The organism is Dyella sp. 01L423 (assembly GCF_056399945.1).
The window spans coordinates 575089-591103 of record NZ_JBFTSI010000001.1; the positions used below are offsets into that span (position 1 = coordinate 575089).

Consider the following 16015-nt stretch of genomic DNA (forward strand, 5'->3'; position numbering starts at 1 on the left):
ACGCCGGCATCGCCGGACTGAAGCCCGTGCGGTCTCTGGCAGGGTTTCCAGCGATGTCTGATTCCAGCAACGAGCTTTCCTATCTCGCCGAGAACTGGGCGTCCGTGCGTGCTCGCGTCGACGCGGCGTGCCATGCAGCAGGGCGTGATCCCGGCGAGGTGTCGATCCTGCCGGTGAGCAAGACATTCGGTCCGGAGGTGGTGCGTGCCGCCCTGGCGCTGGGCCTGCATCGCTTCGGCGAGAACAAGGTGCAGGAGATTCGCGGCAAGGCCGCAGCGCTGGCGGGCGAGCGCATCGAGTGGGTGGTGATCGGCCATCTGCAGACCAATAAGGCTAAGGATGTAGCCCGCCTGGCCAGCGAAGTGCAGTCGCTGGATCGGCTGGAGTTGGCCGAGGCGCTGCAGCGACGCCTGGAGATCGAGGACCGCGTCATCGACGTGTTGATCGAGGTGAAGACCTCGCCGGAAGACAGCAAGCAGGGTCTGCCGGCGGACCAGCTGCCCGGTTTGCTGGACGCCCTGCGCGCTTATGACCGTCTGAAGGTACGTGGCCTCATGACTTTGGCCGTGCAGTCGGACGACGCCGAGGCCGTGCGCGCCTGTTTCCGGCAGTTACGCCAGCTGCGCGCGGCCGGCCTGGACCAGGGCCATGATTTGGCTCGACTTTCGATGGGGATGAGCGGCGATTTCCCGCTCGCCATTGCCGAGGGTGCGACCGAAATCCGGCTCGGGACGGCGATTTTTGGTGTGAGACAGTTCTCAAAACATACGGTACCGAACTGAACATTTAGTTCACTAATTGGTCAATATGTAACCAATTTGACACAGCTTTCATCGAGAAATCAGTCAGTTATCACGTGACACCCCTCAAGCATAGGCCGTGCCAGGTTTCGAAACGACAGGGTACAGTTAACCCCATCCGAACAAACGATCTAGAACCCTTTGCTAAGTTCACGCCTCGATCACAGCCCGTTGACCTGACGACGGCGATTTCCACGAACTGCGAAGGGATGTGTCCCACATGCGAACAAAGCGAATTTTCGCCGCTGCTGCGCTTGCTGGTGCACTGCTTACTTCCCTCCCGCTTTTTGCTGAACCGCTGACCGCCACTCCGGCTTCCACGCCGACGTCGGCCACCGTGACACCGAATCTGATGGGCCAGCTGTCGTTGTTCTCGCCGGCCGCCATGCTCGCCCAGTCCGCCGCTCCCGCCCAAGTTGCTGCCAAGGCCTCGGCCGCCACCGCTGGCGCCCTGGGCGATGACGAAGACGCCGATGGCGACGGCATGCCGGACAGCGGCGTCAACGCTGTCGCCGCGCTCGCCAACGACACCTCCGACCTGCGCAAGACCCTGATCGGCATGGCCATGCAGCTGCGTGACATCCGTTACGTGCGCGGCGGTCATGATCCGTCCACCGGCTTTGATTGCAGCGGCTTCGTCCGCTATGTGTTCGCCCATGCCGTCGGCCTCGAGCTGCCGACCAACTCCGCTTCGCAGTTCGTGGCTGGCCTCAACGTCAACCGCGGCGACATGAAGCCGGGCGACCTGGTGTTCTTCCGCACCGCCGGCAAGCGTGGCCAGGGCCGCGTGTCGCATGTGGGCATCTATATCGCCAATGGCCAGTTCATCCATTCGCCCTCGCGCGGCAAGACTGTGCGCGTGGACAGCCTGGACCAGTCGTACTGGGCGCAGCGTTTCGCTGGCGCCAAGCGCCCGGGTGCGCTCGCTCGCAGCTAATTTGGACGTCACCGTCAGTCAAAGGCCGCCTCATGGGCGGCCTTTTTTTATGCGGCGTTTTTCGCTGGCAGCGCTTGTGTCAGCTGCCGAGTTGCTGAAGCTCATCGGATGCCACGATGCGCAGGCCGCTACCCGGGGCCTTGGCCAGCCGCCACATCGCCGTGGCGACGGTGCCGGCTTCGATGCCTCGCCAGCGTCCGGGCAGGACACGCGAGAAAGGCGCGGCAAATACTTCGCCCATGCGCGGCTTATGACGTGAGCCCAGCAGCAGCGATGGCCGCACGATGGTGAGTCGCGGCCATTCCTGTTTCTGCAAGGCCAGCTCCAACTCGCCCTTGGTGCGGTTGTAGAACAAACGCGAAGTCGGATCCGCGCCCAGCGCGCTGATCACCAGGTAGTGGCTGGCGCCGAGTGCATGCGCATGCTTGGCGAGCGACAGCGGCAGGTCGTAGTCGACCATGCGGAAGGCTTCGCGGGATCCGGCTTGGCCAATCGTGGTGCCCAGGCAACAGAACACCGTATCGGCTTGCCCATGCAGCTGCGCGATCAGGTGGCTGACCATCCCCACCGGGTTCTCGAGTTTCGGATGCGGCGGCAGCGGTCGTCGGGTGGGGGCGTAGACGTGCGCCACCGAGTCATCCGCGAGCAATAGCTCGAGCAGCTTGTGCCCGGTCAGTCCGGTGGCACCGGCAAGCAGTACATGGCGCGGCGGCGTGCTCATGGCGACATTGTATGGCGAGGATTGTTATGGCGACCGAAGGCTTGCCTGGCCGCGCTTGAACCACATGTTGGACATTCGCTTTCCCCCAGAAGAAGCCCGATGTCGCTCTCCCCCTTGCTTGCCATGCCGGGTGTCCATGCACCCGACACCGCCACCCGTGGCTATGTGTTCAACCACACCATGATCCGCGTGAAGGACCTGAGCCGTTCGCTGGACTTCTACACGCGGGTACTGGGCTTCACGCCGGTGCACCGGCAGGACTTTGCCGAGGCGGCCTTCACCATTGTGTACCTGGTACTGGCGCCTGATCCCTCGGTCATTCCCGAGGACGATGCCGCCCGCCTGCGCTGGGTGCTGGGCCAGCCGGGTGTGCTGGAGCTGACGCACAACCACGGCACCGAGCAGGACGACGCCTTTCACTACCACCACGGCAACGCCGAGCCGCGCGGTTTTGGCCACCTGTGCGTCTCCGTGCCGAATGTGGAGGAAGCCTGCGCCCGCTTCGAGGCCTTGGGCGTGACTTTCCAGAAGCGCCTTAGCGATGGACGCATGAAGCACATCGCGTTTATTCGCGATCCCGACGACTACTGGATCGAGATTCTGCAGCCGGCCGCCTTCATCGGTTGATCGAGACCGTCCTGTTGCGATCAGCAGAGGCTGCCGATCGCCTTGCCGCCCGGTCGTTAGGCCGACTGGCCGTGGCTATGCCTGGCCGCTACGGGTACGCTTGGAAATATTGCCCCGCGGATTTGCCCCGATATGCCGTTTGACCTTCCTCCCGTCACTCGCAACCTGCTGATCGCCAATGTGGCGGTCTACCTCCTGCAGCAGATCATGGGCGAAACGCTGCTGACCTACTTTGCGCTGTGGCCGTGGGGCCCGGATCAGGTCGCCCAGGGTGCGCAAGGCCTGGTCTCGGTGGGCTTCCGTCCGTGGCAGCTGGTGACCTATGCGTTCATGCATGGCAGCCTCACGCATCTGTTCTCGAACATGCTGGCGCTCTTCATGTTTGGCGGGCAGATCGAGCGGGTGTTCGGTGCGCGCAACTTCGTCGTTTATTACTTCGTCTGCCTGCTGGTGGCCGCGTTGGCGCAGCTGGTGGTGGTGAACTGGTTCACCGGCGGCTTCTATCCGACCCTGGGTGCATCGGGTGCGATCTTCGGCATCCTGCTGGCGTTCGGCATGTTGTTCCCGCACGAGAAGATGATCCTGATCTTCCTGCCGATCCCGATTTCCGCCTGGTTGTTCGTGACGCTCTACGGTCTGGCCGAGCTCTACATGGGCGTGACCGGCACGCAGGCAGGCATCGCGCACTTTGCGCACCTGGGCGGCATGCTCGGTGGCTTCGTGTTGATCCAGTACTGGCGGGGCAAGCTCCCCATCAAGCCGCAGCGCCGTCTCTACCGTTGATCGCTGCAGTCCCCGTCCTTCGGCAGTTTCCATGACCCAGCATCTCCAGCGTCGACTGACGCCGCGCCACATCACCTTCATGGCGCTCGGCATGGCCATCGGCGCAGGGCTGTTCCTCGGCTCCGCCGATGCGATCAAATTGGCCGGCCCGTCGGTGTTGTTCGCCTATCTGTTCGGCGGCGTGATGATCTACATCATCATGCGCGCGCTCGGCGAAATGACCGTGCGCGATCCGGTCGCCGGTTCGTTCAGCGTCTATGCGCAGCGTTATCTCGGTCCGTTCGCCGGTTTTGTCACGGGCTGGAATTACTGGCTGCTGATGGTCGGCGTGGGCATGGCCGAGGCCACGGCCGTGGGCGCGTACATGCACGAGTGGTTTCCCGATTGGCCACGCTGGATCTGGGTGCTGGGCAGCGTGGTGATGATCGGCGGCCTGAACCTGCTGACCGTGAAGATCTATGGCGAGATGGAGTTCTGGTTCACCCTGGTGAAAGTGATCACCGTGCTGGCGATGATCGTGGGCGGCCTGGCCATCATTTTCGTTGGCTGGGGCAATGGCGGACGGCCCACTGGTTTGTCCAACCTGTGGTCGAACGGCGGCTGGTTTCCGCATGGCCTGCTCGGCATGGTGCTGGCGCTGCCGGTGGTGGTGTTCTCGTTTGGCGGCGTGGAAACCGTGGGTATTGCCGCCGGTGAGGCGGCGCAGCCTGAACGCACGATTCCGCGTGCGGTCAACTCGGTGCTGTGGCGCATCCTGATTTTCTACGTGGGTGCGCTGTTCGTGATCATGGCCATCTATCCGTGGACGGGCCTGGGCGAACACGGCAGTCCGTTTGTCACCACCTTTGCCAAGCTCGGCATTCCGCAGGCGGCCGGCTTGATCAATTTCGTGGTGATCACCGCGGCGCTGTCCGGCTTCAACTGCACCACCTTCAGCGGCAGCCGCATGCTGTACAGCCTGGCCTGCAAGGGGCAGGCGCCGGCCGCGTTGAGCGAGGTGAACGAGCAGGGCGTGCCGGTGCGCGCGATCCTGGTGACGCTTGCGGTGTTGCTGCTCGCGGTCCTGCTGAACTATCTGCTGCCGGCCAAGGTGTTCGGCATGATGATGTCGATCCTCTCGTTCAACACCGTGTGGACCTGGACCATGGTGCTGCTGGCGCACTACAGCTTCCGTCGCCAGCTGCGCGCGCGCGGCGAGGCGCCGGCAGCGTTCCGGCTGCGCTGGTGGCCGCTGACCGGGATCGTCTGCCTCGCGTTCCTCGGCTTCGTGGTGGTGATGCTGGGCGTCAGTCCGGACACGCGCATCGCGCTTTATATCGGCGTGAGCTGGGTCGCACTGTTGGCAATCGCCTACCGTGTATTCCAGGTGGAAGTACGCATGGAGCTGGCGGCGCAAAGCTAGACTCACCGTCTGCGGGTGAACGCCCGCGACACTGGAGTCTTCACGTGCGCACCATCGGGTTGATCGGCGGCATGAGCTGGGAGTCCAGCCTGCTTTACTACCAGTGGATCAATCGCGGCATCCGCGATCGATGTGGGCCGTTGTACTCCGCCAGGCTGCTGCTCGACAGCCTGAATTTCCACGAGATCGCTACCTGGCAACGCGAGGGTGATTGGGATGCCGCAGGCGCGGCGCTGGCGGCATCGGCGCGCCGCCTGGAAGCAGGCGGTGCCGAATGCATCGTGCTGGCGACCAACACCATGCACAAGATGGCGGACGCCATCACGGCCGCGACCCGCCTGCCGTTCATCCATATCGCCGATCCCACCGGCGCCGCCATCGCCGCGCGAGGCCTGCATTCGGTCCTGCTGCTGGGCACCGAATTCACCATGTCGGACCGCTTCTACCGCGCGCGCCTGGAGGAAAAATTCAACGTGCGGTGCCTGGTGCCCTCCAGCGCGCAGCGCGCGGACGTTCATCGCATCATCTATGACGAGCTGTGTGCTGGCGTGATCAATGAGGCGTCGCGGGAGATCTATCGATCCATCATCGAGGAGGCGGCCGCCAACGGTGCGCAAGGCGTCATCCTGGGATGCACCGAGATCGGCCTGCTGCTGCGGGAGGACGATGTCTCCCTGCCGTTGTTCAATACGGCGACGCTGCACGCTGATGCAGCCGTGGCTTTTGCGTTGGGTGAAAGCAGTCCGTAGTTCATGCCGCCCGCAGCATGTCCTGCAGGGCGGCTGAAACCCAGCGACGAAATGTTCGCCGCCCTGCCTTAGCGCAAGGCGAGGAAGTCCGGACTCACCACAAAGCGCACGGCGTCGAGCCGAAGACGCGCACCCGGCAGTGCCTGCAGCAAGGCGGTGCGTTCATCCGCGACGGCGGCGATTTCCGCCTCGCTGATGGCCGGGTTCACCGAGCGCAACGCCAGCAGGCGCGAGAGTTCGGCATCGAGCGTTTCCGTGGCCAGGGCGACGGCTTCGTCCACATTCGCCTTGGCGCGCTCGGCCGCGATGGCGTCCGCCTTCTCCAGCATCGGCGGCACCAGTTTGGCGAGGAACTTGCGGTAGCGAGCGACTTCGATGCTGCGGTCTGCCGCCTTGCGCAGGCCGATGTCGCTGGGGCGGAAATCGGCTCGCTCGGTAAGGCGCGTATCGATGGTCACCACGATCGGCTGCGGCGGCAGGAAGCGTTCGGCGTCCAGCTTGCGGTCGGCAACGCATTCGATCAGGAACACGGCCTGCAGCAACGCGCTACGTGCGGGCAAGACATCGTCCACGAGGAACGCCGCATTGCCCTGCTCGTTGGATAGCGTGAGGTCGAGTGCGCCCAGCACCATCGGGTGATCCAGCCGCAGCAGCGGCAGTTCTTCGCGCGCCAGTGCCACCTCACGGGCCATCGTGACGGCCTGCGGACCTTCGGCGAAGCCGGGCAGCGCATCGGTGGACAGGTATTGCGGATCGAGCAGCAGCACCTTGCCGCCCAGTTCCTCGGCGTGAATGCCGAAGCGCTCGAGCAGACTCTGGATGAAGGCGTCGCGGCTCGGATCGTTGTCTTCGCGCGTGAACGCCTGCGCCAGTTCGTCAGCATGCAGGTCGCGGCTGGCAGCGAGTTCCAGCAGGTGATCGCGGCCATCGCGGATCAACTCCGCCATTTCCTCGTGGGCGCCGCGCGTTTCCGCCAGCAACACCTCGAGTTCCTGGTCGCGATTGTCATCGCCGCGCGCGTGCTCGCTGGCGAGACGGGCAAGCGAATCGCCAAAGCGGCGCAGGAGCTCGCGGCCATCGGCCGGGCTGGTGCGGAACGCATCCACGCCCTCGTCGTACCAGCGGGCCAGCACATGTTGTGCGCTGTCGGCGACGGCGAGCACGTGGATGCTGATGTCGTGCTTCTGTCCGATGCGATCGAGGCGGCCGATGCGTTGTTCCAGCAGGTCCGGATCCAGCGGCAGATCCCACAGCACCAGGCGATGGGCGAACTGGAAGTTGCGACCCTCCGAACCAATCTCCGAGCACAGCAGCAGGCGCGCACCGTCGGGTTGCGCGAAATACGCCGCGTTGCGATCGCGCTGCACGATGCCCAGGCCTTCGTGGAAGCGGGCCAGGCCCACGCCACTCCTGGTGCGCAGCGCTTCTTCCAGCGCAAGCACCTTGGCCTGGCTGCGGCAGATCAGCAGGAACTTGTCCTGCGGATGCGCTTCAAGCAGCGTGACCAGGGCATCGATGCGCGGATCGTTGCTGTAGTCGATCTCGATGACCGGCGAGGGTTGCTGGATGTCGGCGTGGAATTCGCCGAGCAAGGCCTGGCGCGCGTCGTCGCTCAGCGTGTCCTTGTCGATCAGGTGCCACACCGGTGCACGCTTGGGAAAGCCGCCGATGCTGGCGCGGCGATTGCGGAACATCGCACGGCCGGTGCCGTGGCGGTCGATCAGCGCAGCGAGGATCTCGCGCGCATGCTCCGGCTTGGTCGCGTCGGCCAGGCGTGCCTGCAAGGCCTCGTCGCCCGCAAAGGTTTCGCGCAGCGCAGCCAGCTGTGTTTCATCCAGCGCTTTGCCGTCTAGAAGACGGTCGGCGACTTTCGACAGGCTGTGGAACTTGTCCGACTCGGACAGATAGACGTCCAGATCGTGATAGCGCTGCGGATCGAGCAGGCGCAGGCGGGCAAAATGGCCGCTGCGGCCCAGCTGTTCCGGCGTGGCGGTGAGCAGGATCACGCCCGGCGTGGCGGCGGCGAGTTGGTCCACCAGGGTGTAGCGCGGGCTGGCGGCTTCCGGCGACCAGGCCAGGTGATGGGCCTCGTCCACCACCAGCAGGTCCCAGCGGGCTTCCAGCAACTGCTGGGCGCGCTTGGGCGACTGTTCCAAAAAGCTGAAGTCGGCGATGACGAGTTGTTCGTCATCGAAGGGATTTGACGTGTCGCCACCCTGTTCGAGCGATTCGCAACGCTCTTCGTCGTAAATGGCAAAGCTCAAGTTGAAGCGGCGCAGCAGTTCCACGAACCACTGATAGACCAAAGTGTCCGGCAGCAGGATCAGCACGCGGCCGGCGCGCCCGGTGGCCAGCTGGCGGGCAATAATCATGCCCGCTTCGATGGTCTTGCCCAGGCCTACCTCGTCTGCGAGCAGGACGCGGGGAGGGCGGCGCGCGGAGGCAATGCCCGCCACGCGCAATTGATGCGGCACCAGCCCGATGCGCGAGGCGCCCAGGCCCCATGCCGGCGAGCGGCGCGCCTCGGCACGGCGCTTGAGGCCTTCCAGGCGCAGTTCAAAATGGGCTACGGGGTCGGTACGGCCACCGATCAATCGGTCATCGGCCTGGCTGACGCTTTGTTCGTCGTCAAGCTGGCCTTCCTCCAGCTCACGGCCTTCGCCGCGATAGACCAGCAGGTCTTCACGTATTTCCACCCGTTCAACCAGAAAGGCGAGGCCCTTGCCGGCCACGCGCTGGCCGGGGCGGAATTCCGCGCGCACCAGCGGCGCCGAGTCGACCGCGTAAGGGCGCAGCACTCCCGCCTTGGCGAACAATACCTGCACCCCACGCCCTTCGACGCGCAGCACGGTGCCGAGGCCGAGCTCAGGCTCGGCGGTGGAGATCCAACGTTGACCGGGAACAAACATCAGGGGGAGAGGCCTGCCAGTTGCAAGGACCGCCGATTATCCGCCCATGGCCTGTGGATGCCTAGCGAAAGCCGCAGACCCGGCAGCTTTTCGTCACCCCGGTAAACGCAGGCCCCAGGTGCGTGTACGCCGCGGCCATGGTTGAGGCCATGGCGGGGGCGAATGTGTCCCGCGTCACTTTGGCTTTCTTGACTGGGGCCTGGGGGGCCTGAGTGCCTTCAAATCCCGGCGTGATGGCCATCACCGTTGGCAGTGGGAGTTCCGCCACTTGTCGGAAAATTCCATCCTCTTGTCGGACAAGGATGGCCCTGGATGGTTGGCAGGCCCCAGATTAAAGGCCGGGGAACCAGGGGGATTTCATGGCAGTCATGTCGCGTAAGCGTGCCAGCTCGGCGTCCGAGGCGCCGAAGGCGATCGTCGTCCACGGACGGCGGCCGGTCCGCGCACCGCGTGGGCATCGCGGTTTCACCATCATCGAGTTGATGGTCGTCGTGTCAGTGGCAGTCGTGCTGACGGCCGTCGCCGTGCCCAGCTTCAAGGTGATCATCCTGGGCAACAAGCTGACCACCACGGCCAATGATGTCATCGCCGCCATCAACGCCGCGCGCAGCGAGGCCGTGAAACTCAACACCAATACGCAGCTTTGCAGCGATTCGTCGGCAAACAACACCACCGACACGCTGGGCGCTGCCTGCACCACGGCGGGAACGGGCGCCGTCGTCGCGCTGGTCGGCACCACCACGCCGACGGTGCGCGGCGTCATTGGCGGCATCACCGCCCCGATCAAGTTGAACGGCAACATGACCGCGCTGCGCTTCGGCGGTGTGGGCCTGGCCTACACAGTCGGCAGCACGGCGCCTTATACGGGCACGGTTGCCGATATCTGCACCAGCACGCTCACGGCCAACAACCATCGCATCATCACGATGACGACGGGGTCGGCGCTTTCCACTACCACCACCACTTCGGCGACATGCCCGTGAAGACTCACTTTCCGCTCTCCCGGATGGGCGGTCGCGCGGGCAGGGCGCGACGCCAGGCTACTTCCCAACGACAGGCCGGCGTCGGCCTCATCGAGGTGCTGGTGGCCGTGCTGGTGCTTTCGATCGGCTTCCTCGGCATCGCGGCGTTGCAGGCGATGTCGTTGTCCACCAACAACAGCTCCATGGCCCGCAACATGGCCACGATCTCCACGTTCTCGATCATGGATGCCATGCGCGCGGACAAGACCCAGGCCGAAGCGCTCGCCTATAACGGCACCGTCACGGGCGATGCCTGTCCCACCGATACCAGCACGCTTGCCGGGTCGCAGTTGGCCACCTGGTGTGCGCAGTTGTCGAGCCAGTTGGGGGCCGTGAAGACCACCAGCGGCACGATCACGTGCGACGGCACCGGCAATTGCACGGTGACCGTGCAGTTCGACGATAGCCGCGCTGGCCTGGGCGGCACCAACGCTCAGCAAATCACGACCACGGGCATGCTATGAACAACGGCACGATCAATCGCCGCGGCGTCGCTCGTCGCAAGTCATCCGGCTTCACGCTGGTCGAGCTGATGGTGTCCATGCTGCTCGGCCTGGTGGTCATCGCCGGCGTCAGCAGCGTGTTCCTGTCCAACCAGAACGTCTATCGCGCCAACCAGTCGTTGAACGACGTGCAGGACGGCTCGCGCGTGGCGTTCGAAATGCTCGCGCGCAACATTCGCGAAGCAGGCCTTACCGGTTGCGACAACAGCGGCCGCATCGCCAATATCGTCAACAACAGCGCTACCACCTGGTGGGCGAATTGGAATTCCGTGCTGGTCGGCTACGACAGCACGACTGCCGATCCCAACGTTGCGGTAGGTACCGGTGTGGGCCAGCGCGTGGCTGGCAACGACTCGATCACGGTGCTGGGCGGTGGCGACGCGCCGCTGACGCTTGCCAGCGACAGCGAGCCGGCCGGCAGCATGAAGATCAATGAAACCACCTCGAACCTGGCGACAGGCGATGTGGTGATGGTGTGCGATCCCGACCACAGCGTGATGATGCAGATCTCCGCTTACAGTAATGGTTCGTTCTCGCACACCACCGCGGGTACGCCGGGCAACTGCTCCGGTGGCCTGGGTTATCCGGCGGTGTGCACGGCGAGCGGCAACACCTACCAGTACGGCCCGAACGCGCTGCTGGCGAAAGTGCAGGCCAATGACTGGTACATCGGCAACTACCAGAACGCCGATGGCACCACCGGCACTTCGCTGTACCGCCTGACATTGAACAACGTCGCCGGCGTGCCCACGGCGCAGGCGCAGGAGATGGTGCGCGACGTCACCAAGATGACGATCGCCTACCACCAGCAGGGCAATACCTCTTTTGTCCCAGCCACCACCGTGGCCGCCAACTGGGGCCAGGTGGATGCCGTGCAGGTCACGCTGACCCTGCAGGGTTCGAACAAGCGCGCGGGCATCAACTACCAGCCCATCACGCGCACCTTCGTGTCCACCTCCACAGTGCGCAACCGGGTGAACTGACATGACGCACGCACGTCTCTCGCATTCTTCGACACGCCAGCCGCTGCCGTCGCGCGGTGGCTCGGCGCCCCGGCGGCAGCGTGGCATCGCGCTGGTGGTGGCGCTGATCCTGCTGGTGGTGATCACGCTGGTCGGCATGGCCGCGGTGCGCGGCACGATCATGCAGCAGCGCATGACGGCCAACGAGTACGACCGTGAAATCGGTTTCCAGAACGCCGAGGCGGCCATGCGTGCCGCCGCCGCGCTGGTGGCAGCCAATCCGGGGCTGATCGCGCGCAACTGCCAGGCGGGTGGCGTGGTCTGCCAGTCCAACCCGTTCGAAGACAGCAACCTGCCGAGCGGCGGCATTCATGCGGTGGCGACCGGCACGTCGGCGGGGCAGTTCACGGTGAGCGGAAACTCGTCGGGACAGCCGCAGTACGTGATCGAAAACATGGGCAACTGGTACGACCCCAACACCAGCACGGGTTACAACCAGAGCGCCAACTCCGCGCAGTACGGCGCGCAGGGCACGTCGACCACGGCGGTGTACTACCGCGTCACTGCGCGCAGTGCAGACCCCAGCAGCACGACCACCAGCGATCGCGCGGTGGTGGTGCTGCAAACCATGCTCAAGCAGAACTGATTTACCGGCGTTCACAGCGGCATGGGCGTCCCCATGCGTAGCCATTCGAGATTGGAAGAGTCATGAATATCGTATCCCGTCTGTGCAGAACGGCTGGGCGCACCCTTGGGCGAATGCTTTCGCTTGGCGTCGCGGTCTGGATGATCGGCGCCGTATCGGCGCCCGCGGAGGCTGCATCCGGCGTCTCCGTATCGCAGCAACCGCTGATCGTGCAGCCTGCCTTGGCGCCCAATGTCACGCTGATGCTCGATGACTCGGGCTCGATGGCGTGGGATTTCATGCCCGATGCCAGCTACCTGACGGGCGCGACTAAAGTCAGCTACGACAGAGCCGGCGACACGTATTGGACGGTCAGTATCGACTCTTTGCGCAACGCCGCGAACAACGGTACGTACTACAACCCCACGGTGACGTACTCGCCACCGCCGCAGGCTGCACCGGATAGCAAGGGCAATACGCAGTACTACACCAAGTCGCCGGGTATCGGGACGGCGTTCGCCGATGGCTTCACCGACCAGCAGGCCGCGGACGAAGTTGACGTGACGACGTATACGTCACACCTGCTTTGCGACTACAACAACTTCAACTTGACCACGTCGGGCAATAACGCCTGTCCTTCGGCGTTGTACAGCGCGTTCCCTTACTTCACCTCGTTCACCGACAGTTACTACAACGCGAGCCTCGTGTGCTCGTCGGGTACGTTGCAGAACTCGGGTAGCCACAGTGGCATGTGCAAGACTGGTTCGGGCAGCAGCGCGACCTATAGCAATCCGACACCGACCTGTAACAGCGGCGACACGTACAACACCACCAAGGCCCAGTGCGACCAAATCACAACGACCTCGACCCCGAGCTCGAGCACGGCCAATCTGTTCACCTATACGACGACCAACGCCGACGGCACGTATGCCCAGCACTACGTTGGCAAGAGCTCCAGTGATTGCGCCTACGCACCGTCCAATACCTGCACCTACGACTCGACGGTGGCGCAGAACGTCGCCAACTGGTTCTCTTACTACCGCACGCGCATCCTGATGGCCAAGAGTGGCCTGATGACGGCGTTCACCGGCATCGATCCCACGTTCCGCATCGGCTTTGGTTCGATCGACGGCAACAACAACACCAATCTGCCGTCGTCGCAGCGATTCAGCGTTTCGAGCGCGCAGACCATTTCCGAAGTGCAGCCGTTCGGTGACGGTACCAGCTCGACGCAGAAGGCCAACTTCTGGGCATGGATTTCGGGCGTGAAGGCCAACAACGGCACGCCGCTGCGTCAAGCATTGGATACCGTGGGCCAGTACTACGAGAAAAACCAGCCCTGGCAGACTGACACCACCAGCACCGCTAGCGATGCTGAAATGCTGGCCTGCCGTTTGTCTTACACCATTCTCACGACGGACGGTTTCTGGAACGACAGCGTGTCGCCCGGCGAATATGACGGCGCCACGGGTACCACGGTGACTGGCCCCAACAACCAGACCTATACCTATAAGCCGACGGCGCCGTATACCGATTCCACGGTGGTGAAGAACGGCAAGATCCCGTCGTATCCCAATACGCTCGCCGACGTGGCGATGAAGTACTGGGAAACTGACCTGATGGGCGGCGCCACGGGGACCAAGGGCACGACGACCGGCCAGTCGGTGATCGCCAACGAAGTGCCGACCAGTACCGAAGACCCGGCATTCTGGCAGCACATGACCACCTTCACGCTGGGCCTGGGCTTTACGCCCTCGGGCATCAGCCCGTCGGGCACCACCATCGACCAGATCTTCGGCTGGGCCAACGGCGGTTCGGCCATCAGCAATTTCAGCTGGCCACAGCCGGCGTCAAACTCGATCAACAACATCGCCGACCTGGCGCACGCCGCGGTCAACGGCCATGGTGGCTTCTATTCGGCCACCTCGCCGACGAGCTTTACCAACGGCCTGGTGAGCGCGCTGAACCGCGCCGCGCAGCGCACGGGTACTGGCGCCAGCTTGTCCGCCAACTCCACGCAGCTCACCTCCGGCACCGTGGCCTACCAGGCCAACTACACCACGGTGAAGTGGACGGGCGAACTGAAGGCGCTGTCGATCGACCCCACGTCAGGCGCCATCTCCACCACGTCGAAGTGGAATGCCTCGACGCAGCTGCCAGCCTTCGGCAGTCGCTCGATCTACACCTATAACCCCACGAGCAACGCGATGGTCGCCTTCAGCGATCCGTCGGCGTTGTCGTCGGCGGAGCAGAGTGCGCTTGGCAGCGCCGCCGCGGACCAGCAGTCCGTGATCAACTATCTGCGTGGCGATTCGAGCAACGAACAGCCCAAGACCGGTGCCACCTACCGCCAACGCAGCACGCCGCTGGGCGACATCGTCAATTCGCAGCCGGTGTACTCCGGTGCGCCCAACGCGAACCAGTTCGTGGGTGCCACCTTCACCGGTTCGGACAGCTACGCCGCCTATGCCGCGACTAACAAGACCCGCACGGCGCTGATCTGGGTCGCGGCCAACGACGGCATGCTGCATGCGTTTGACGCCGGCACCGGCACCGAATCGTTTGCCTACATTCCCGCTGCAGTCATCACCAGCAATCTGAAGTCGCTGTCTGATCCTACCTATGGCCAGACCGGCACGATTCTTCCCCACCAGTTCTTCAACGATGGCCAGCTGACCATCGCCGACGCGTACTGGGGCAGTGCGTGGCACACGGTGCTGGTGGGTACCACCGGTCGCGGCCTGGCCAAGGCGGTCTACGCGTTCGATATCACCACGCCGAGCAGCCCGAAGTTTCTGTGGGAGCGTTCCGCTGGCGACAGCGTGGACACCAACAGCAAGTACATCGGCCAGATGACGAGTCAGCCGATCATCGCGCAGACCTCATCCAACCCGGGTGACACGACGGCGACCAGCCAGTGGTCGGTGCTGATCGGCAATGGCTACAACAGCGTGGCCGGCACGTCTGCGCTGCTGCAGTTCAACCTGCAGACGGGTGCGCTGACGGTGCACACCACCACCGACACCAGCACCAGCAACGGCCTCGCCGGACCCGCGGTGTGGCTGAACGCCCCGGCCAACGGCGTGAGCACGACGGCGTATGCCGGCGATCTCGACGGCAACGTGTGGTCGTTCGTGCTCAACAACGGCTCGCTTGCGAAGGACGCCACGCCGTCCAGCGCGGGTACGCTGCTGTTCACCGCCAAGGATGCCGGCAGCAAGGCGCAGCCGATCACGGCTGGCTTGCTGGCGGGCAGGGATCCGGGCAGCAGCAATCTGTGGCTGTTCTTCGGCACCGGCCAGTACCTGGACTCGCCTGACCTGAAGGACAAGTCCGTGCAGACCTGGTACGGCATCATCGTGCAGACGGCCAATACGTCGCTGCCTGCCCTGAGCGGTGGACGCAGTGCGCTCAAGCAGCGCGCGATCATTGCCGAGACCTCGGGCAACAGCACGGCGACCCCGCCGGTCCTGCCAGCGCGCGCGGTGACGGCGGCGCCGGCGAACCCGGACATGGGCAGCGTCTCCGGCTGGTACATGGATCTGGAGCAGCCCAATACGGACAGCAACGGCAACACTACGTACACCGCGCAGGGCGAGCGCATGGTCACGCCCAACCAGTTCCAGGGCGCCCTGCTGCTGGGCACCACGCGCATCCCGATAGCGAGCGACCCGTGCGACCCCTCGGGTCAGGGCTGGATCATGGCGGTCGATCCCTTCACCGGCACGAATCCGTCGTCGAACTTCTTCGACCTCAATGGTGACGGTGCGATCAACTCGTCCGACACCGTGACCGTCAACGGCAAGACCTATCCGGCGGCAGGCGTGGGCTTCTCGTCGCTGCCCAACAACCCGATCTTCGTGGGCGGCACGATGCTGGTCAGCTTCGACAACGGCACCAACAGCAGCATCGGTACGTCCGGTTCCACGGGTGCGCTGCGTCGCGTGTCCTGGCGCGAACTGATCAAACAGTGAG

13 protein-coding genes are annotated in these 16015 nt (G+C 64.2%); 11 read left to right on the forward strand and 2 right to left on the reverse strand.

Features of this window, described 5'->3' with window-relative positions; all coding sequences use genetic code 11:
• Positions 1-53: 53 nt before the first annotated feature.
• A complete protein-coding gene (locus AC1DMY_RS02520) occupies positions 54-782 on the forward strand; it encodes a YggS family pyridoxal phosphate-dependent enzyme (protein WP_477163442.1) in 729 nt (242 codons plus the stop codon).
• Between the two features lie 238 nt (positions 783-1020).
• Positions 1021-1737, forward strand: a complete 717-nt coding sequence (locus AC1DMY_RS02525; RefSeq protein WP_477163443.1) for a C40 family peptidase — start codon at positions 1021-1023, stop codon at positions 1735-1737.
• A gap of 79 nt (positions 1738-1816) precedes the next feature.
• Here the strand turns inward: AC1DMY_RS02525 and AC1DMY_RS02530 are convergent, their stop codons facing one another.
• A complete protein-coding gene (locus tag AC1DMY_RS02530; protein WP_477163444.1) occupies positions 1817-2458 on the reverse strand; it encodes an NAD(P)H-binding protein in 642 nt (213 codons plus the stop codon).
• 99 nt (positions 2459-2557) lie between these two features.
• Between AC1DMY_RS02530 and gloA the strand changes: the two genes are divergently transcribed.
• The 4 genes from gloA (at position 2558) to AC1DMY_RS02550 (ending at position 6019) form a co-directional block, all read left to right on the forward strand.
• Positions 2558-3085, forward strand: a complete 528-nt coding sequence (gloA, locus tag AC1DMY_RS02535; RefSeq protein ID WP_477163445.1) for a lactoylglutathione lyase — start codon at positions 2558-2560, stop codon at positions 3083-3085.
• 132 nt (positions 3086-3217) lie between these two features.
• Entirely contained in the window at positions 3218-3868 is a 651-nt protein-coding gene (locus tag AC1DMY_RS02540) for a rhomboid family intramembrane serine protease (protein ID WP_477163446.1), read from the forward strand.
• A gap of 31 nt (positions 3869-3899) precedes the next feature.
• A complete protein-coding gene (locus AC1DMY_RS02545; RefSeq protein ID WP_477163447.1) occupies positions 3900-5270 on the forward strand; it encodes an amino acid permease in 1371 nt (456 codons plus the stop codon).
• 44 nt (positions 5271-5314) lie between these two features.
• Complete coding sequence (locus AC1DMY_RS02550; RefSeq protein WP_477163448.1) at positions 5315-6019, forward strand: aspartate/glutamate racemase family protein; 705 nt, start codon at positions 5315-5317, stop codon at positions 6017-6019.
• Positions 6020-6087: 68 nt separating this feature from the next.
• Here the strand turns inward: AC1DMY_RS02550 and rapA are convergent, their stop codons facing one another.
• The gene (rapA, locus tag AC1DMY_RS02555) at positions 6088-8928 is read right to left on the reverse strand and encodes an RNA polymerase-associated protein RapA (RefSeq protein ID WP_477163449.1); all 2841 of its coding nucleotides are present in this window, start codon (positions 8926-8928) and stop codon (positions 6088-6090) included.
• A gap of 368 nt (positions 8929-9296) precedes the next feature.
• Here rapA and AC1DMY_RS02560 point away from each other — a divergent pair, with 368 nt between their 5' ends.
• The 5 genes from AC1DMY_RS02560 (at position 9297) to AC1DMY_RS02580 (ending at position 16014) form a co-directional block, all read left to right on the forward strand.
• Positions 9297-9911, forward strand: a complete 615-nt coding sequence (locus AC1DMY_RS02560; RefSeq protein ID WP_477163450.1) for a GspH/FimT family pseudopilin — start codon at positions 9297-9299, stop codon at positions 9909-9911.
• Positions 9908-10414, forward strand: coding sequence for a type IV pilus modification protein PilV (gene pilV / locus AC1DMY_RS02565; protein ID WP_477163451.1), 507 nt, complete (start codon positions 9908-9910; stop codon positions 10412-10414). Before AC1DMY_RS02560 ends, pilV begins: the two co-directional genes overlap by 4 nt.
• Complete coding sequence (locus AC1DMY_RS02570) at positions 10411-11436, forward strand: PilW family protein (RefSeq protein WP_477163452.1); 1026 nt, start codon at positions 10411-10413, stop codon at positions 11434-11436. The genes pilV and AC1DMY_RS02570 overlap by 4 nt, the downstream gene beginning before the upstream one ends.
• A gap of 1 nt (position 11437) precedes the next feature.
• Entirely contained in the window at positions 11438-12061 is a 624-nt protein-coding gene (locus AC1DMY_RS02575; protein ID WP_477163453.1) for a pilus assembly PilX family protein, read from the forward strand.
• A 62-nt stretch (positions 12062-12123) separates the two neighbouring features.
• Positions 12124-16014 carry a pilus assembly protein gene (locus tag AC1DMY_RS02580; RefSeq protein WP_477163454.1) on the forward strand — a complete coding sequence of 1297 codons (3891 nt, stop codon included), beginning with the start codon at positions 12124-12126 and terminating at the stop codon, positions 16012-16014.
• The last annotated feature ends 1 nt before the right edge of the window (position 16015 follow it).

Excerpts from the sequence above, each read along its gene's own strand:
- AC1DMY_RS02525 (WP_477163443.1), top strand. The coding sequence starts at position 1,021 with ATGCGAACAAAGCGAATTTTCGCCGCTGCTGCGCTTGCTGGTGCACTG.
- rapA (WP_477163449.1), bottom strand. The coding sequence starts at position 8,928 with ATGTTTGTTCCCGGTCAACGTTGGATCTCCACCGCCGAGCCTGAGCTC.
- AC1DMY_RS02540 (WP_477163446.1), top strand. The coding sequence starts at position 3,218 with ATGCCGTTTGACCTTCCTCCCGTCACTCGCAACCTGCTGATCGCCAAT.
- AC1DMY_RS02530 (WP_477163444.1), bottom strand. The coding sequence starts at position 2,458 with ATGAGCACGCCGCCGCGCCATGTACTGCTTGCCGGTGCCACCGGACTG.
- AC1DMY_RS02520 (WP_477163442.1), top strand. The coding sequence starts at position 54 with ATGTCTGATTCCAGCAACGAGCTTTCCTATCTCGCCGAGAACTGGGCG.
- AC1DMY_RS02580 (WP_477163454.1), top strand. The coding sequence starts at position 12,124 with ATGAATATCGTATCCCGTCTGTGCAGAACGGCTGGGCGCACCCTTGGG.
- AC1DMY_RS02545 (WP_477163447.1), top strand. The coding sequence starts at position 3,900 with ATGACCCAGCATCTCCAGCGTCGACTGACGCCGCGCCACATCACCTTC.
- AC1DMY_RS02575 (WP_477163453.1), top strand. The coding sequence starts at position 11,438 with ATGACGCACGCACGTCTCTCGCATTCTTCGACACGCCAGCCGCTGCCG.
- AC1DMY_RS02560 (WP_477163450.1), top strand. The coding sequence starts at position 9,297 with ATGTCGCGTAAGCGTGCCAGCTCGGCGTCCGAGGCGCCGAAGGCGATC.
- gloA (WP_477163445.1), top strand. The coding sequence starts at position 2,558 with ATGTCGCTCTCCCCCTTGCTTGCCATGCCGGGTGTCCATGCACCCGAC.
- AC1DMY_RS02570 (WP_477163452.1), top strand. The coding sequence starts at position 10,411 with ATGAACAACGGCACGATCAATCGCCGCGGCGTCGCTCGTCGCAAGTCA.